18 protein-coding genes are annotated in these 16,569 nt (G+C 59.4%); 16 read left to right on the top strand and 2 right to left on the bottom strand.

The window, feature by feature from the left end; all coding sequences use genetic code 11:
- Window positions 1-3: 3 nt before the first annotated feature.
- The 12 genes from coxB (at window position 4) to K6118_RS00985 (ending at window position 10,398) form a co-directional block, all read left to right on the top strand.
- Window positions 4-894 carry a cytochrome c oxidase subunit II gene (gene coxB, locus K6118_RS01040; protein WP_247118267.1) on the top strand — a complete coding sequence of 297 codons (891 nt, stop codon included), beginning with the start codon at window positions 4-6 and terminating at the stop codon, window positions 892-894.
- 23 nt (window positions 895-917) lie between these two features.
- Complete coding sequence (gene ctaD, locus K6118_RS01035) at window positions 918-2,522, top strand: cytochrome c oxidase subunit I (RefSeq protein ID WP_247118266.1); 1,605 nt, start codon at window positions 918-920, stop codon at window positions 2,520-2,522.
- 90 nt (window positions 2,523-2,612) lie between these two features.
- Window positions 2,613-3,485: a heme o synthase gene (gene cyoE, locus K6118_RS01030; protein ID WP_343269896.1), complete on the top strand. Its 873-nt coding sequence runs from the start codon at window positions 2,613-2,615 to the stop codon at window positions 3,483-3,485.
- A complete protein-coding gene (locus K6118_RS01025; protein ID WP_247118264.1) occupies window positions 3,482-3,619 on the top strand; it encodes a hypothetical protein in 138 nt (45 codons plus the stop codon). The genes cyoE and K6118_RS01025 overlap by 4 nt, the downstream gene beginning before the upstream one ends.
- Complete coding sequence (locus K6118_RS01020) at window positions 3,616-4,227, top strand: cytochrome c oxidase assembly protein (protein WP_247118263.1); 612 nt, start codon at window positions 3,616-3,618, stop codon at window positions 4,225-4,227. The genes K6118_RS01025 and K6118_RS01020 overlap by 4 nt, the downstream gene beginning before the upstream one ends.
- Window positions 4,228-4,277: 50 nt before the next feature.
- On the top strand, window positions 4,278-5,138 hold the full coding sequence (locus tag K6118_RS01015) for a cytochrome c oxidase subunit 3 (protein WP_247118262.1): 861 nt from the start codon (window positions 4,278-4,280) through the stop codon (window positions 5,136-5,138).
- Window positions 5,138-5,581: a DUF983 domain-containing protein gene (locus tag K6118_RS01010; protein ID WP_247118261.1), complete on the top strand. Its 444-nt coding sequence runs from the start codon at window positions 5,138-5,140 to the stop codon at window positions 5,579-5,581. Before K6118_RS01015 ends, K6118_RS01010 begins: the two co-directional genes overlap by 1 nt.
- Window positions 5,581-6,300 carry an SURF1 family protein gene (locus K6118_RS01005; RefSeq protein ID WP_247118260.1) on the top strand — a complete coding sequence of 240 codons (720 nt, stop codon included), beginning with the start codon at window positions 5,581-5,583 and terminating at the stop codon, window positions 6,298-6,300. The genes K6118_RS01010 and K6118_RS01005 overlap by 1 nt, the downstream gene beginning before the upstream one ends.
- A gap of 153 nt (window positions 6,301-6,453) precedes the next feature.
- Entirely contained in the window at window positions 6,454-7,851 is a 1,398-nt protein-coding gene (gene thrC / locus K6118_RS01000) for a threonine synthase (RefSeq protein ID WP_247118259.1), read from the top strand.
- Window positions 7,848-9,086 carry a M16 family metallopeptidase gene (locus K6118_RS00995; RefSeq protein ID WP_247118258.1) on the top strand — a complete coding sequence of 413 codons (1,239 nt, stop codon included), beginning with the start codon at window positions 7,848-7,850 and terminating at the stop codon, window positions 9,084-9,086. Before thrC ends, K6118_RS00995 begins: the two co-directional genes overlap by 4 nt.
- A 131-nt stretch (window positions 9,087-9,217) precedes the next feature.
- Window positions 9,218-9,910: a PAS domain-containing protein gene (locus K6118_RS00990; RefSeq protein WP_343269763.1), complete on the top strand. Its 693-nt coding sequence runs from the start codon at window positions 9,218-9,220 to the stop codon at window positions 9,908-9,910.
- Window positions 9,911-10,014: 104 nt separating this feature from the next.
- Window positions 10,015-10,398 carry an MAPEG family protein gene (locus tag K6118_RS00985; protein WP_247118257.1) on the top strand — a complete coding sequence of 128 codons (384 nt, stop codon included), beginning with the start codon at window positions 10,015-10,017 and terminating at the stop codon, window positions 10,396-10,398.
- 3 nt (window positions 10,399-10,401) lie between these two features.
- Here the strand turns inward: K6118_RS00985 and K6118_RS00980 are convergent, their stop codons facing one another.
- Together K6118_RS00980 and K6118_RS00975 are read right to left on the bottom strand one after the other, a co-directional pair.
- Window positions 10,402-10,953 carry a hypothetical protein gene (locus K6118_RS00980; RefSeq protein WP_247118256.1) on the bottom strand — a complete coding sequence of 184 codons (552 nt, stop codon included), beginning with the start codon at window positions 10,951-10,953 and terminating at the stop codon, window positions 10,402-10,404.
- A 65-nt stretch (window positions 10,954-11,018) separates the two neighbouring features.
- The gene (locus tag K6118_RS00975) at window positions 11,019-11,582 is read right to left on the bottom strand and encodes a YqgE/AlgH family protein (protein ID WP_247118255.1); all 564 of its coding nucleotides are present in this window, start codon (window positions 11,580-11,582) and stop codon (window positions 11,019-11,021) included.
- 206 nt (window positions 11,583-11,788) lie between these two features.
- Here K6118_RS00975 and K6118_RS00970 point away from each other — a divergent pair, with 206 nt between their 5' ends.
- The 4 genes from K6118_RS00970 (at window position 11,789) to K6118_RS00955 (ending at window position 16,511) form a co-directional block, all read left to right on the top strand.
- Window positions 11,789-12,634, top strand: a complete 846-nt coding sequence (locus K6118_RS00970; RefSeq protein ID WP_247118254.1) for a protein-disulfide reductase DsbD domain-containing protein — start codon at window positions 11,789-11,791, stop codon at window positions 12,632-12,634.
- A gap of 109 nt (window positions 12,635-12,743) precedes the next feature.
- On the top strand, window positions 12,744-13,226 hold the full coding sequence (locus K6118_RS00965; RefSeq protein ID WP_247118253.1) for a peroxiredoxin: 483 nt from the start codon (window positions 12,744-12,746) through the stop codon (window positions 13,224-13,226).
- A gap of 184 nt (window positions 13,227-13,410) precedes the next feature.
- Window positions 13,411-14,700 carry a DsbA family protein gene (locus K6118_RS00960; RefSeq protein ID WP_247118252.1) on the top strand — a complete coding sequence of 430 codons (1,290 nt, stop codon included), beginning with the start codon at window positions 13,411-13,413 and terminating at the stop codon, window positions 14,698-14,700.
- Window positions 14,701-14,831: 131 nt separating this feature from the next.
- Window positions 14,832-16,511: a M28 family metallopeptidase gene (locus tag K6118_RS00955; RefSeq protein ID WP_247118251.1), complete on the top strand. Its 1,680-nt coding sequence runs from the start codon at window positions 14,832-14,834 to the stop codon at window positions 16,509-16,511.
- Window positions 16,512-16,569: the final 58 nt, after the last annotated feature.

Genomic DNA, 16,569 nt, shown 5'->3' with positions numbered 1-16,569 from the left:
ACTATGAACGTCAAAAGGCTTACCGCCGGAATGATGGCCTCTCTTGTGGCCGTTTTCGGTCTTACGGTTGGCGCGCTGGCCGATGGAGTGAAGGGCATGGCGCACGACGGGGGTGTCTGGCTACAGACCCCGATGAACGAGCAAGCCGCGAAGATTGACGATTTCCACATGCTTCTTCTGTGGATCATCTCGGTCATCGCCGTCTTTGTCTTTCTCTTGGTTTTCTGGGTCATGTATCGCTATCGCGAGAAAAAGAACCCGGAACCGTCCAAGACCAGCCACAACACTCTCATCGAATTCATCTGGACGGTCGTGCCGATCGGCATTCTGGTCTTCATTGGCTTCTGGTCGATCCCGCTGCTCTATTATCAGGACGTCGTGCCCGATACCGAGTTTGCCATTCGTGTGACCGGCAACCAGTGGAACTGGACCTATAACTACCCTGACCAGGGTGGTATCGAGTTCACGGCTTCCGTTGTACCGAACAGCGCTTTCAAGAACCCGAAAGAAATGGCGGGTTACGAGACTGAGCTGTCGAAGTTCCTGGGGCATCCGGTCAAAATCCAGAACCGTCTTCTGGACCCTGACTACCGCCTTGTTGTTCCTGTCCATACCAAGATCCGTCTTCAGATCACCGGTTCTGACGTCATTCACTCCTGGGCGGTTCCGTCCCTCGGTGTGAAGCTGGACGCCATTCCGGGCCGTCTTAACCAGACCTGGTTCGAAGCCGATGATATCGGCACCTTCTACGGCCAGTGTTCTGAACTGTGCGGTCAGGACCATGCCTTCATGCCGATCGCGGTGGAAGTCATGTCCAAGGAAGATTTCGCCAAGTGGGTGAAGCACGCGAAGGCTGAATACGCCGACGCTGGCACCACCGCGCTTGGTCGTTAACAGTTTCTGGGAAAGGAAGAGCAATGGCTCACGCAAACCCAACAGGTTGGAAACGCTGGGTATATTCCACCAACCATAAAGACATTGGTGTCATGTACCTGTGGTTCGCCTTCATCGCAGGCTGTATCGGCTTTGGCATGTCCGGTCTTATCCGGATGGAGCTTATGGAACCCGGTATCCAGGTTCTGCCGAAAGTCTTCGGTATTACCGAACAGCAAGCCCACCAGATGTTCAACGTTCTGACCACCGGCCACGGCCTGATCATGGTCTTCTTCATGGTCATGCCCGCGCTTATCGGTGGTTTCGGCAACTATTTCGTGCCGCTGATGATCGGTGCGCCGGACATGGCGTTCCCGCGCATGAACAACGTCAGCTTCTGGCTGATGCCGCCGGCCTTCATCCTGCTGCTCCTGTCGACCATGGTTGAAGGCGCACCGGGGTCGAACGGTTTCGGTGGCGGTTGGACCGCTTACCCGCCGCTGTCGACGATCGGCCACCCTGGTCCGGCAATGGACCTTGCGATCTTCTCGCTCCATATTGCTGGTGCGTCGTCGATCATGGGCGCGATCAACTACATCACGACCATCTTCAACATGCGCGCTCCGGGGATGACCATCCACAAGATGCCGCTGTTCGTATGGTCGATCCTGGTTACCGCTTTCCTTCTGGTGCTGTCGCTTCCGGTTCTCGCTGGCGCCATCACCATGCTGCTGACCGACCGTAACTTCGGCACCACCTTCTTCGAGCCTTCGGGTGGTGGCGACCCGGTTCTGTACCAGCACCTGTTCTGGTTCTTCGGTCACCCGGAAGTGTACATCATGATCCTGCCGGCCTTCGGCATCATCAGCCACATTGTGTCGACCTTCTCGCGCAAGCCGGTGTTCGGCTACCTGGGTATGGCTTACGCCATGGCTGCGATCGGCATGATCGGCTTCGCCGTTTGGGCGCACCACATGTACACGGTTGGCCTGGATGTTGACACCAAGGCTTACTTCGTGGCGGCCACCATGGTCATCGCGGTGCCAACAGGGGTTAAGATCTTCTCCTGGATCGCGACCATGTGGGGCGGGTCCATCCGCTTCACCGTGCCGATGATGTATGCCATTGCCTTCATTCTCCTGTTCACTGTCGGCGGCGTAACCGGCGTGGTGCTTTCGAATGCTGGTGCTGACATCGTCCTGCATGACACCTACTATGTGGTTGCTCACTTCCACTATGTGCTGTCGCTCGGTGCCGTGTTCGCCATCTTCGCCGGTCTCTACTACTGGATCGGCAAAATGTCGGGCAAACAGTATCCGGAGACCCTTGCGAAACTGCAGTTCTGGGTCACCTTTATCGGCGTGAACACCATCTTCTTCCCGCAGCACTTCCTGGGGCTGCAGGGGATGCCGCGCCGTTATGTCGACTATCCGGATGTGTTCGAGAAATGGAACTTCGTTTCGAGCGTTGGTTACCTGATCACGCTCGTCGGCTTCCTGTTGTTCCTGGTGGTTATGGCCATGACCCTCTTCAAGAAGAAGAAGGACTGTGCCGACAACCCGTGGGGCGAAGGTGCGACCACCCTCGAGTGGACGCTCAGCTCGCCGCCGCCGTTCCACCAGTTCAACGAACTGCCGCGCATCAAGTAACTTGCTTGAGACGTAGAGGATACGGTTTTGGCTGATAGCCTTACATCCTTTGAAAACAGCAAACAGTCTTCCGCATCGGGTTACGACCCGATGCGCGAAGCTGAAGCGGGTGATTTCTTCGCGCTTTTGAAGCCGAGGGTCATGTCGCTTGTGATTTTCACTGCTTTCGTCGGCCTTGTTGCGGCGCCCGGGACCATGAACCCCGTGATGGCGTTTGCAGCCCTCCTGATGATTGCGGTCGGTGCCGGTGCGTCCGGCGCCCTGAATATGTGGTACGATGCCGACATCGATGCGGTGATGAACCGCACCGCCAAGCGGCCGATCCCGGCGGGCAAGCTGACCCGCGGTGAGGCCCTCGGTTTCGGGGTCACGCTTTCCGTTGCTTCCGTGGTGCTCCTCGGTCTCATGATCAATGTGACCTCGGCGGCGCTTCTGGCGCTGACCATCGTTTTTTATGTGCTCATCTACACCATCTGGCTGAAGCGGCGCACACCGCAGAATATCGTGATCGGCGGGGCTGCCGGCGCGTTCCCGCCGATGATCGGATGGGCTGCCGTGACCGACAGTGTGACCCTGCAGTCGATGGTGCTTTTCGGCATCATCTTCCTGTGGACGCCGCCGCACTTCTGGTCGCTGTCCCTGTTTATCTCCAAGGATTACGAAAAGGTCGGCGTGCCGATGCTGCCCGTTGTGGCTGGCGTCAAGGAAACCCGCCGTCAGATCCTGCTTTATAGCCTGCTTCTGGTGCCGTGTGGTGTCGCGCCTTATTTCATGGGGTTTGCGGGCCCGGTGTACGGGATTGTCTCCGGCGCGCTCGGGGCCTGGTTCCTGTATCTGGCTTTCCAGGTGTGGCGCGAGCGGGAGAAAGCCGAACGCAAGCTGTTCGCCTTTTCGATCCTGTATCTGTTTATTGTGTTCGCGACCCTGGCCGCTGAACGTTTGATTGAAGGCCTGATGGTATGAGTGATAACCGCGACAATGACGAGCGCATGGCGCGCATTAAGAAGCGCAACCGGGTGCTTGGCATGGTTCTGTGGGGCTTTGTCCTCTTTCTGGCGGTTATGAGCTTTTACCGCATGAAGGGATTGGCTCCATGACCGACGGACGGAAAAACAGCAATGGCCGCGTCGTTCTGATCACCCTCACCGTCGTGATCGGGATGGGGCTTCTGACCTTTATCGGCGGCCCCTGGCTTTACCGGCACTTCTGTGCCGTAACCGGGTACGGCGGTACGCCGAAACGGGTCAGCGCCGAAGATGCGACGAACGAGGTGGTCAACCGTGACATGACGGTTCGCTTCGCGGCCAACGTCAACTATAATATGCCCTGGCAGTTCAAGCCGGAGCAGAACAAGCAACAGATCAAGGTGGGTGAGCAGAAGGTCGCTTACTTCTCGGCCTACAACCCGACGGATAAAACCATTACGGGCCGGGCGTCCTACAATATCACGCCCGACAAGGCGGCGACCTATTTCGCGAAGATCGACTGTTTCTGCTTCACCTTGCAGACGCTTAAGCCGCATGAACGTGCGGATATGCCCGTCGTCTATTATATCGATCCTGAGATTGTGAAGGATCACGATGTGGACGACGTAAACGAGGTCACCCTGTCATACACCTTCTTTGTCGTGAAGGACGGTGACAAGGATCAGGCTGATGCCAAGCCGGTGGCCCAAAATATACAAAAAGTAGAAGTTAAGAAATAATAGGTAGGGAAAAGTCAGCCGAATATCGGCGCTTTGTTAGGAGAGAATTAATGGCGGGCGACGTTAAACACGATTACCACCTGGTCAACCCAAGCCCCTGGCCGGCGTTTGGTTCGCTGTGCATCCTGGTGGCTCTGATCGGTGCGGTCTTCAGCATGAAGCCGAATGCCACCCTCTTTGGGATCGAAGGTCACTATTTCGGCCACTGGATGCTGGGGATCGGTTTCCTCGGTCTTCTGTACACGGTCTTTTCCTGGTGGCGGGACGTCATCAAGGAAGCCGAGCAGGGCGACCACAAACCGGTCGTACGCCTTGGCCTGCGCTATGGCATGATCCTGTTCATCGCGTCGGAAGTGATGTTCTTCGTCGCCTGGTTCTGGGCTTTCTTCAACTCTTCGCTCTACCCGCACCTGCCGGTGCCGGATGTCAGCGCCTTCTGGGACAGCCTGGGCACCAACGCACCGTGGCCGCCGAAGGGTATTGAAACCTTTGACCCGTGGCACCTGCCGTTCATCAACACGCTGATCCTGCTCCTGTCGGGCACGACTGTGACCTGGGCGCACCATGCCATCCAGCACGGCGACCGCGAAGGCCTCAAGAAGGGCCTGTGGCTGACCGTCCTCCTGGGCGCCAGCTTCTCGATGGTGCAGGCGCACGAATATAGCGAAGCCGCTTTCAGCTTCGCCGGCAACATCTACGGTTCGACCTTCTTCATGGCCACCGGCTTCCACGGTTTCCACGTTCTCGTGGGTACGATCTTCCTGGCCGTGTGCCTGATCCGCGCCTACAAAGGCCAGTTCAAGCCGGACCACCATTTCGGTCTCGAAGCTGCCGCCTGGTACTGGCACTTCGTTGACGTCGTATGGCTGTTCCTGTTCATGTGCGTCTACATCTGGGGCGGCAACGCCTGATGACCGGAACGCCGGACCATAAAAATGCCGATACCGGCCGGGAGCACACCTCCCGGTCGGTTTCGCCTTATAAGGCCGGGCTGACCTGCACCTGCCCGAACTGCGGCGAGGGGGCGTTGTTCACCAACATCCTCGAGGTCAAGGACCGCTGCGACGTCTGCGGGTTCGACCTTTCTGCCGCTGACCCGGGCGACGGCGCCCAGGTTTTCGTGATCCTGGTGATGGGGGCCCTGTGCGCCATCATCGGCGTTATCCTCTATGGCCCGGTCGGGCTGCCGCCTGCGGTGGTTGCCGGTGTGCTGTTTGCCATGGTGGTGTTCGGCAGCCTGTGGATGCTCCGCGTCTTCAAGGCGCTCCTGATCGCGCTTCAGTTCCACCATGACGCCCGGGAAGGCCGTCAGGAGGACATTGCCCACGAGAAAAAGGAAGGCGACGACACCTAATGTCCAAGCGTTTTGCCCCTGGCACCTCCGCTACCGTCACAGCCCTTATCGGTCTCGCTATTCTCTTCTCGCTCGGCACCTGGCAGGCCCTCAAGGTCGGCCCCAAGACCGAGCTGATCACCCGCATCAAGGCCGGGATGAGCGAAGCGCCGATGGAACTCACCGTTCATATCGATGATCCCAGCGTGCTCGAATACCGCCATGTCGGCTTCGAAGGCACGGTGATGAAGACGGCGCCCGTCAAGGTGTTCGGCACCAACACGATGGGCGAGGCGGGCTATCACCTCTATATCCCGGTGACCATGCGCTTCGGCCGCGCCGTGTTCGTCGATTTCGGCTGGGTGCCCGCCGCCATCAAAACCCCGCCGTCCTTGCATCAGGGCGAGATGATCACCGTGACCGGTATCCTGCGCCAGAGTGCCAAAGCAGGCTGGATGACGCCGGATAATGTGCCGGACAAGGGTGAGTGGTTCACGGCGGACATCTACCAGATGGCCAAGCATTACGGCCTCGGCTCCAAGGATTTCTATCATTTCCGCGTGATCGCCGACAAAGGCGTGCTCGCGGGCAACCTGCCGGTCGGCGGCCAGGTGCGGGTCGATATCCCGAACAACCATTTCCAGTATGCGCTGACCTGGTTCGGCCTCGCCGCGGCCCTCATCCTCATCTATGTGTCCTTCGGCTTCTCGGAAGGGCGTGAGGACAAGCCGGGCGCCTGAGACATTAGCGCCGCCCAGGTGGGTGTGCGCTATCGCACCTGTTTAGAAAAATTGCCTGCCCCGCTCGGCCGGGAAGGCTTGAATCGCTTGATTCTCGGGCCTTCCGCCCCTATGACTATCGGCTCGCGTTTAGTCATGTAGGGTACGAGAGCTGTGAAATATATCTCCACGCGCGGCCAGGCCGATATTCTCGACTTTGAAGGTGTCACCATGGCGGGGCTCGCCCGCGATGGCGGACTTTATGTGCCGGAGGCACTGCCGAGCCTGAGCGCGGAGGATATCCGCGCGCTCCGGGGCCTTCCCTATGCCGAGATCGCCTTCCGGGTGATCCGCCCGTTCGTCGAAGGCAGCCTCACGGATGCCGAGCTGAAGGCGATGCTCGACGCCACCTATGCGGGGGCTTTCCGCCACGCCGCGACCGCGCCGCTCGTCCAGCTCGCGCCCAATGACTGGGTGCTGGAGCTGTTCCACGGCCCCACGCTCGCCTTCAAGGATTTCGCGCTCCAGCTCCTGGGCCGCTTCTTCGACCATTTCACCGCCAAGCGCGGCGAGAGGCTGACCATCCTCGGCGCCACCTCGGGTGATACCGGGTCGGCCGCCATCGAGGGCTGCCGGGGCCGCGATAACGTCAGCATCTTCATGCTGCACCCGAAGGGCCGCGTCTCCGAGGTTCAGCGCCGCCAGATGACCACGGTCATCGAGAAAAACGTCGTCAATATCGCCATCGACGGTACGTTCGACGACTGCCAGGCGCTCGTCAAAGCCTGCTTCAACGACCATGCTTTCCGCGACCGGGTCGGCCTCACGGCCGTCAACTCGATCAACTGGGCGCGGGTGATGGCGCAGATCGTCTATTATTTCGCCGCCGCCACCGCGCTGGGTGCGCCCGAACGCGCGGTCAGCTTCTCGGTGCCCACCGGCAACTTCGGGGATATCTTCGCGGGCTACATCGCCAAGCGCATGGGCCTCAATATCGACAAGCTGGTGATCGCCACCAACAGTAACGACATCCTCGCCCGCACGCTGAAGACCGGCCGCTATGAACGCGGCGACGTGTTCGCGACCCTGTCGCCCAGCATGGATATCCAGATCAGCAGTAACTTCGAACGCTTCCTGTTCGACCTCGCGGGCCGCGACGGTGACACTGTCCGCCGCTATATGGACGCGCTGACGGCTGAAGGCGGCTTCGCGCTCGAGGGCGCGCACTATGATGCGCTCAAGGCCACCTTCGCCGCCGAACGGGTCGATGACGCCCAGACCGCCGCGACCATGAAGGCGGTCCACGAAGCCACCGGTTATGTCGCAGACCCGCACACCGCCGTCGGCATCAAGGCGGCGGAAGATTGCCTCCCGGCCACTGGCGCGCCACGTGTGACACTGGCGACCGCGCACCCCGCCAAGTTCGGCGATGCGGTCATCAAGGCCACAGGCGTCACCCCCACGCTCCCCGCCCATATGGCGGACCTGATGGACCGGGAAGAACGCTACCTCACGCTCGCCAACGACATGGCTGCATTGCAGGCGCGCATCCTTGAAGGGGGCTGGTCTTGAGCGTCCGCCTGACCCGGCTCGACAACGGGCTGCGTATCGTCAGCGAAAGCCGTCCTCTCCTTCAGACTGTCGCGGTCGGCGTGTGGGTCGATGTCGGGGCGCGGCATGAAACGCCGGCCCAGAACGGCATCACCCACTGTATCGAACATATGCTGTTCAAGGGCACCGAGCGGAGGAGCGCGCGCGATATCGCCTTCGAGATCGAGGCGGTCGGCGGCCATATGAACGCCGGGACAGCGCGTGACCAGACCAGCTATTACGCCCGCGTGATGAAGGAAGACATGGGCCTCGCGCTCGACCTTCTGGCCGACATCATCCTCAACAGCCGTTTCGATGCGGGCGAGCTCACGCGCGAAAAAGAGGTGATCATCCAGGAAATCGGTCAGGCGATCGATACGCCCGACGATATCATCTTCGACCACTTGCAGGCTGTTTCCTTCGGGGGGCAACCGCTCGGCCGGTCGATCCTGGGCGAGCCGGAGACCGTGCGCTCCTTCACGCCGGATGACCTGCGCGGCTTCCTGCAATCGAAATATACCGCGTCCAACATCGTCATTTCGGCGGTTGGCAACCTCGACCATGGCGCGCTGGTCGCCCAGGTGATGGAAAAGTTCAGTGCCCTGCCGGAAGGCCCGCGCCATGAAACGGTGCCCGCCACCTTCACCGGTGGCCGCCATCTGGACAAGCGGGAGCTGGAGCAAATCCACGTCGCCCTCGGCTGGCGGGGCGCGTCCTTCCATGAAGATGACTATTATGCGCTTCAGGTCTATTCGACCATCCTGGGTGGGGGCATGTCCTCGCGCCTGTTCCAGGAAGTGCGGGAAAACCGTGGGCTCGCCTATTCGGTTTACAGCTTTACCTCCAGCCACAAGGAAACCGGTATTTTCGGCCTCTATGCCGGGACAGGGCCTGACATGGCCGCAGATATGATGCCGGTCATCCGCGCCGAGATGGAGGCGCTGACCAAGGGGCCGACCGACCAGGAATTCGGTATCGCGCTCGCGCAGCTCAAGGCCGGGCTCACCATGGCGCTTGAGGCCACCACATCCCGCATGGAGCAGCTGGGCCGTCAGATGCTGGTGTTCGACCGCATCATCCCGGTCGAGGAAATGCTCGCCAATGTATCGCGCGTGACACCTGCCGATGTTAAGGCCATGGCCACCCGCATCCTTGACGAGAATGCCGTTTCGACTGCCCTTGTTGGGGGTGGTGCGCTGGAAAAGGTTAATTTCTAAAATAATTATCCAAAATTTTCTTTAATTCCCGAGTCCCTGGAAAGAATTTCTTACTATCGTCAAAGTATTGCTGACCATCGGTTAAGGTGATAGGCTCTGCAATATAAGAAACTTATTTCAGGGGGTGTTTCTTGAGTCCTGAGCTCTGCCAGTTCTTGCGATATTGGCGGTCACTTGGTGGTGGGGACCGGGTTCCGGATCGTAATCAGCTTGATCTCCGTAAGCTGACCTCTTTGCTGTCCTGGATGTTCATCCTGGAAATGGGCAAGGAGGGCGCGCTTCGCTACCGTCTTTCCGGGTCCTCGCTTGAGGGCGCGGTCGGCTGCGGCATGTCGGGCCGCGTCTATGCCGATATCTTCGCCGATCATGACCAGGCCGCCCTGATGGAGGAGCTGTATGCCGTTGCGCTTGTGCAAAGCTGCGGCATCCTGCGCACCGGGGCCTTTTCACTTGCGTCCGGCCGCCGGTTCGACCTTGAAGTGCTGGTCCTGCCGTTCGCGGAGCCGCGGGTCATGGGCGGGACGGAACTGGTCGGTGTCGTGCGGCCGTTCGACTATCAGAACCAGGGCTTCATCGATAAATGGGGCGGGTTCGAGCACGAAATCAACAGCCTGCTTGTGGTGCCGTCGCCGCGTATCCTGACGCCAAAACACCTGTCGCCGCGCGTCCTTGGCGCGATGGACCGCGCCGGGCTGGAGATGCGTGCGCTCGATATGGAAACCATGCTGGAACTCGACCGCCTCGGCGTTCAGGAGCAATACCCCGACGTTCCCTCCCTCAGCCTAGACGCCTTCGACGGCCCCCAGGAACAGTCCCTGAACTGAGGCGTCAGGCCTCTAGTCTTCCCAAGCGCAGACGCAAAGATTGCCAAGGTCATGCTTTCAGCCAATAATCGAGCTGGGACATTACTCTTGGGGAGGAAATATCAATGTCGCTCACAACTATCATTCTTCTGGTGCTGGTGCTTTATGTGCTCCAGCTTTTTCTTCAGGAAGTTTCGCGCTTCGGCCTCAATGTGACGGTTCTTGTCGGCAACCGGGACAACCCGCCTGACATGACCGCCGTTGCCGCCCGGCTCGACCGCGCCAAGAACAACATGATGGAAGCCATGCCGCTGTTCCTTGCGCTGGCGCTGTTGGCGATGGTCAAAGGTGTGGATACGTCAAGCGATGTCATGAACGGCGCCATGCTTTTCCTGGCCATGCGGGTTCTGTTCATCCCGGCCTACGCCAGTGGCCTGCCTTGGTTCCGCTCGATCTTCTGGATCGCGGCCAACGTCGGCCTCATCATGATGGCGCTGCCACTGATTTAAGGGCTATTCTGGGTAACGAGAGAACGCCGGCGCAATTGCACCCCTTAGCTTCTCAACTTCATGAATGCTGCAGTATCCCAAGCTAAGTACATCATTGCGTTGTGAGTTTTGGAAGTAGTGGCGTTCGGAATATACCCTGCCATCAATTGGGTCTTCATACCTCGTCCCAATAACCATGTAAGCATAATGCTGTGACATATCATCTGGGCAAGAAACCCTCAAATGATGGGGCATATCAGGGAGAAGCGCGGTGGCGAAATTGCTTGGAGGATGGGCTAGTGATTCACTGAGGTCTGTCGCACGGTAAAAGGCAACTTTTAGTTCACACGATCTAGCCTGGCGGAGACCAATGTTTCTAAGAGCTATAACGATGAAGCTACGGTTTTGTTCTTCGGTCGCAGAAGTCATAGATAAATATGGACGTCCATTCTTCTCCTGCTCTTTACGCTCATTGACAGCTAAGCGAATTGTCATAAATGCAAAAATGGCGCTTCCTGTGGCTGCGATTGTAGACACAGTGCTCATAACTGATTGCCATAGGGATATGTCGCTCATTTGGTCCTAAAAATTGGCTGGAAAAATATTGCGAACCTACCGCTAATGGTTGGATGCTGAATATTTCACGCGTGGCCGGTTTCGGCGGACAGCATGGAGACATTCACGCCCAGCATCGCCATGGCGCGGGGCCATTTCTGTTCAAGCTCGGTATTGAAGATGATCTCATCGTCGGCTTCGGCGGTCAGCCAGCTGTTGGACTGGATTTCCTGCTCCAGCTGGCCTGCGCCCCACCCGGCGTAGCCGAGCGCGAGCAGGTGATGCTTCGGGCCGGTGCCTTCGGCAATGGCACGGAGGACATCGACTGTGGCCGTGAGCGCCAGCCGTTCGGAGACGACAAGCGTGCTTTCCTGCACATAGTCAGCCGAATGCAGCACAAATCCGCGGCCGGGTTCAACCGGGCCGCCGTGATGGATGGTGATGTCGGGCGCCTGGCCCTTCACGTCGATCTCCAGTTGCTCCAGTAGGTCGGGGAAGCTCAGCCCGTCGAACGGCTGGTTGATGATCAGCCCCATGGCGCCTTCGCTGTCATGCGAGCAGACATAGATCACGCTGCGGTCGAACCGGGGGTCCAGCATGCCGGGCATCGCCAGCAGAAGCTTGTTGTCGAGATATGTTGAAGATGTCATCCGCTTCCTCATGTCGCTTCCCCGAGCTTAGCCTTTATGGGCGGGACGTGCAATCATACGCTGATCTTGGGACTGGCTTTTGGCCCCAGTGAAGGGGTGATAATCAGCGAAGATGACCAGACTTTGACACATTCGTGAAATAGCGTGGTTGGAACCCGGCGCCCGGTCCTGCTATGGATCGGGCGAATATTTGTTAGGAGGTGCCGATGCCCCGGTTCTTATCTTGCCTTGCTTTGGCCGCTGCTGCGGCGTTTTCCCTTTGGGCGCCGTCCGTCATGGCGGATGACGCTGGCGCGGAAACCCCATGGCAGGATCATGACGGCATGGTGCGGACGCACCTTGTCGCCGCCTCGGCCGCGATGACGGACAAGGACGGCAACCGGCTTTATGCCTGGGAAGCGGATATGGCACCGGGCTGGAAAACCTACTGGCGTTCGCCGGGGGAGGCCGGGTTGCCCGTGCGCCTGCGCGAAGGCGACAAGCCGATCGAAATCCTGTTTCCGCTGCCTGAGCGCTTCACGCTGTTCGGCATTGGAACCACGGGCTACCACAACCGGGTGATGCTGCCTTTCCGCATGAAGAAGGGTACCAAGCCGGGAACCGTTATCAGCGCCGACTTCATGGTGTGCAAGGACATTTGCGTGCCGTTTGAAGCCACCTACAAGCTGCCTGAAACCCCTGATATTTCCGGGAACGATATCCGGATCGGTGTCTGGCTCAAGCGGGTGCCGGTGCGCGAAGGCGATGCCGGTGTCGGCCTCAAGGTCACCGGGATGCGGCTGATGGGCACCAAGGGCCATCAGCGGCTGATCGTCGATGTCGCCGCCGATGTGACGCTTTCGGGGGCCGACCTGTTCGCCGAAGCGGGGGACATGGTGCATTTCGGCACGCCGAAGATGAAGCTGATGGCGGACGGCAAAAGCGCGCGCTTTGTGCTCTCGCCGATGATGGGCAACAAGCCGTTCGACCTTCTGGGCCATGACGTGCGCCTGACCATCAGCGACGGCCACGGCCAGGCGATCGACCGCACGCTCAAGATTACCCGCCCCTGATCGTCGCCGCTTCAGCGCCGGTAAAACGAATCGTTTGCCTGCGCCCAAACCGGGGGTAGAGTGGCGGCAACTTCATCTGACTTGATAGATCTATGCGAGGAGCAAACCGATGACCATTAAAGTTGGCGACAAGATCCCGAGCGCAATGCTGACCACCATGACGGCGGACGGCCCGGCACCCGTGAGCACCGACGAATTTTTCGCCGGCAAAACCGTGGCCTTTTTCGCCGTGCCCGGCGCCTATACGCCGACCTGTTCGGCCAAGCACCTGCCGGGCTTCGTGACCCACGCGGGTGACCTGAAGGCCAAGGGCGCGGACGTCATCGCCTGCATGTCGGTCAACGACGTGTTCGTCATGAACGCCTGGGGCAAGGACCAGGGCGCGGACGATAAGGTCGTCATGCTCGCCGATGGTAACGCCGATTTCACCAAGGCGCTGGGGATGGAGCTTGACGCCTCCGGCTTCGGCATGGGCACCCGCGCCAAGCGTTTCTCGATGATCGTGAAGGACGGTGTTGTGACCGAGCTCAATATCGAGGACCCGGGTGCGTTCCATGTCTCGAGCGCCGACCATATGCTGACCCAACTTTAAGGGCTGGGCATTCCTGACCTGAAAGGGCGGCTTCGGCCGTCCTTTTTTATGGGGGGCATGGGCCGTGGGATGAAGGCCCTTATGTTTGGACTTTAACTGTTGGGCGCAAACGGCTAAGTGTTGCAGGTGCAACAGCAAAACAACAGTCATGCAACAGTTGCCGTGGGGGCGATGTCGGGGTTCAATGAGCGCTAAAGCACTGATTTCAGCCGGTCTTTCGACCTGGCTTACCAGCGACACCAGGCTCGGCCTGACCCGCGCGCGTGCCGAAATCGGCCGTCGTCTGTCCCGTAAGGGCCATGAACTCCTTTATTTTCATAGGGTTGATGACCCCTACTGCCAATTGATGGTGCAGGTGCTGCCGGACTTTCTGGCGCGCTTCAATGTCAAGCTCCGCCCCAAAGTGGTGGAACGTTTGCCCGCCAATATGTACCCGGACCCGGAACGCTATGAAGCCTACAGCATCCTTGATGCCACAAGGCTCGCGCGCCTTTATGGCCTTGGGTTTCCGAACACCGCGATGGTGCCGGACAGGCTCGCTGTCGGCATGGCCAACCGCTATCTCGCCAGCATCGAAGACGACCCGAATTTCCTGTCGGTCGCTGAGGAAGTCGGCGCCGCCCTCTGGCGCCATGACCTTGGTGATATCCGCAGCCTGTGCGTGGTGGCCGATATTGGCGACGACCGGCTGGCGGAGAATGAGAAGCTGTTGCGCACGCTTGGTCATTACGCAAGCGGAACAGTTTATTATGGTGGCGAATTCTACCCCGGGCTTGACCGGCTTGACCATCTGGAGCGCCGCCTGAACCGCCTGGGTGTCGGCGATGACGAGGTGCATTTCGAGCTTACCCGTCTTTGGCGCTACCGGCTTGAAACCATGGAGAAATCCGTCGCCGGCAAGACGGTGGAGCTCTTCTTCTCGGTCCGCAGTCCCTACAGCTACCTGGGCCTGACGCTGGCATCGGAACTGGCGGTGCGCTCGGGCATCCGCCTGAAGCTCCGCCCCGTCATGCCGATGCTGATGCGCGGGATGAAGGTCCCGCCTTCCAAAAGCCGCTATATCCTGATGGATGCCACCCGCGAAGCCCGGCTGGAGGGTATTACATTCGGCACCATAGTCGACCCGCTTGGCCTCGCCACGCGCCGGGCTATGGCGCTTGGTTTCGCGCTGGCCGAGGAGGGCAAAGACCTCGCCTTTTTCAAGGCTTTCACGCGCGGCGTGTGGGCCGAAGGTATCGATGGCGCCAGCGACAAGGGCATCGCCAAAATCCTCGCCCGCGCCGGGCTTGAGAAAGACTGGCTCGCCGAAGCGGATGCCACCCCGGGCCTGGACTGGGAAGCCAAGGCAGAAAAGAACCGCCAGGACATGCTGATGGCTGGCAGTTGGGGTGTGCCCACCTTCCGGGTTGGTACCACCACGCTGTGGGGGCAGGACCGGCTGTGGGCGGTGATCGACGCGCTCGAGCAGGCCTGACACCCGTTCCGAACGTTACCTCTATCGTTAGCGTTGACTGGCGGCGTAACCCCTCTATTCTCAAGCTCCTGAACGAAAAGTTGCCCTTGGGCTGGGCAGATAAACGGGGGTAGGAAATGGGAAGTCACCTCATGAATATTTTTACGAAAATCGGGCCATCACGTGCCCGGCTTGGCGGTGCGATAACCGCCGTTTTCATGCTGGCCGCGTGCGCCGGCCATGGTCTGGACCACAAGGTCAAGGACCCGGCGGTGCAATTCAGCGCAGCGCGCATCAAGGCGGATATCGCCTTCCTCGCTGATGACACACTCCGCGGGCGGGATACCGGCTCGGTCGGGCACCGGATCGCAGCCAATTATGTCGCGGCCGAATATGCGCGGCTGGGGCTGAAACCCGCGGGCGATAATGGCAGCTACTTCCAGGAAGTGCCGTTCAAGACCGCGGCGCTCAACCAGGAAACGGCGCTGATGACCGTGCGTGTCGGCGACACGGAAAAGAAACTCGCCCTCGGCGACGATTATGTCATGGGCGGCAATGTCCGTACCCCCAATGGGGATATAACCGCACCAGTGGTGTTCGTGGGTTACGGCGTTTCCGCGCCGGATTTCGGTCATGATGATTTGGCTGGCCTCGACCTCAAGGGCAAGATCGTCCTCGCGCTTGCCGGGGCGCCCCAAAGCTTCAACACCGAAATCCGCGCTTACTATGCCTCGACACGGACAAAGCTGATGGAATATGTGCGCCGGGGTGCTGTTGGCTATATCAGCGTCAACACCATCGAACGTGAAAAGCATCGGCCGTTTGCGCGCTACAAAAAATATCTCGGCCGCAAGAGCTATGAGTGGGTGATGCAGAACGGCCAGCAGGACCCGACATCGCTGATCAAGGTCAGCGCGGCGATCAGCGCCGATACCGCCCGGATGATGTTCCAGGGCAGCGGCCACAGTTTTGATGATGTCCTGGCCGCTGCGGAAGATGGCTCGCCCAAGGGCTTCCCCCTGAAGGCGACGGTCCATATGAAGCGCGACAGTATCGTCTCCGATCCGTTCAACAGCCCGAACGTACTCGGTGTCCTCGAAGGCAGCGATCCGAAACTGAAGGACCAGTATGTTGTCCTGTCGGCGCACCTTGACCATATCGGTGTGTCGCCGAACGCCAAGGGTGATGACAAGATCAACAATGGCGCGCTCGACAATGCCTCGGGTGTTGCGGTGATGATGGAAGTCGCCCGTGCCTACGCTCGGGCCCACAAGAAACCGCGCCGCTCTATCCTGTTCGCAGCGGTCACGGCCGAGGAAAAGGGCCTTCTGGGCGCAGAATATTTCGCCCATTACCCGACAGTTCAGAAGAAGGACCTCGTCGCGGACGTGAACCTGGACATGCCGGTGCTTCTGTATGATTTCAGCGATGTCGTCGCATTCGGTGCCGACCGGTCAAGCCTTGGCCCGATCACGGCGGAAGCGGTTAAGAAGGCTGGGGTTACCTTGAGCCCCGACCCGATCCCGGAAGAGGGCATCTTTACGCGGAGCGACCATTACCGTTTCGTTCAGCAGGGTATTCCGTCGGTATTTCTGATCACCGGTTTCGGCAAAACGGCCGAGGGTGAGGATGGCGGCGCCATCTTCATGAATTTCCTCAACCACACCTACCATTCGCCAGCCGACCAGATCACCCTGCCGATCAATTATCAGGCCGGGGCCAAGTTCGCCTATGTGAACTGGCTAATCTGTAGCGCGATCGCCAACGCCGACAAGCGTCCGAGTTGGAACAAGGGTGACTTCTTCGGCAAGACCTTCGCGGGCTCCAGGTAGGCAGCAGCGATTAGAGACAAAAAAGGCGGTACCCTCATAGGGTGCCGCCTTTTCTTCT

Source organism: Kordiimonas marina (assembly GCF_023006325.1).
GTDB classification, from domain to species: Bacteria; Pseudomonadota; Alphaproteobacteria; order Sphingomonadales; family Kordiimonadaceae; genus Kordiimonas; species Kordiimonas marina.
This window is presented reverse-complemented; position numbering and strand designations above follow the sequence as displayed.

Coding starts and splice junctions, on each gene's coding strand:
- coxB (WP_247118267.1), top strand. CDS start 4: ATGAACGTCAAAAGGCTTACCGCCGGAATGATGGCCTCTCTTGTGGCC.
- ctaD (WP_247118266.1), top strand. CDS start 918: ATGGCTCACGCAAACCCAACAGGTTGGAAACGCTGGGTATATTCCACC.
- cyoE (WP_343269896.1), top strand. CDS start 2,613: ATGCGCGAAGCTGAAGCGGGTGATTTCTTCGCGCTTTTGAAGCCGAGG.
- K6118_RS01025 (WP_247118264.1), top strand. CDS start 3,482: ATGAGTGATAACCGCGACAATGACGAGCGCATGGCGCGCATTAAGAAG.
- K6118_RS01020 (WP_247118263.1), top strand. CDS start 3,616: ATGACCGACGGACGGAAAAACAGCAATGGCCGCGTCGTTCTGATCACC.
- K6118_RS01015 (WP_247118262.1), top strand. CDS start 4,278: ATGGCGGGCGACGTTAAACACGATTACCACCTGGTCAACCCAAGCCCC.
- K6118_RS01010 (WP_247118261.1), top strand. CDS start 5,138: ATGACCGGAACGCCGGACCATAAAAATGCCGATACCGGCCGGGAGCAC.
- K6118_RS01005 (WP_247118260.1), top strand. CDS start 5,581: ATGTCCAAGCGTTTTGCCCCTGGCACCTCCGCTACCGTCACAGCCCTT.
- K6118_RS00985 (WP_247118257.1), top strand. CDS start 10,015: ATGTCGCTCACAACTATCATTCTTCTGGTGCTGGTGCTTTATGTGCTC.
- K6118_RS00980 (WP_247118256.1), bottom strand. CDS start 10,953: ATGAGCGACATATCCCTATGGCAATCAGTTATGAGCACTGTGTCTACA.
- K6118_RS00975 (WP_247118255.1), bottom strand. CDS start 11,582: ATGACATCTTCAACATATCTCGACAACAAGCTTCTGCTGGCGATGCCC.
- K6118_RS00970 (WP_247118254.1), top strand. CDS start 11,789: ATGCCCCGGTTCTTATCTTGCCTTGCTTTGGCCGCTGCTGCGGCGTTT.
- K6118_RS00965 (WP_247118253.1), top strand. CDS start 12,744: ATGACCATTAAAGTTGGCGACAAGATCCCGAGCGCAATGCTGACCACC.
- K6118_RS00960 (WP_247118252.1), top strand. CDS start 13,411: ATGAGCGCTAAAGCACTGATTTCAGCCGGTCTTTCGACCTGGCTTACC.
- K6118_RS00955 (WP_247118251.1), top strand. CDS start 14,832: ATGAATATTTTTACGAAAATCGGGCCATCACGTGCCCGGCTTGGCGGT.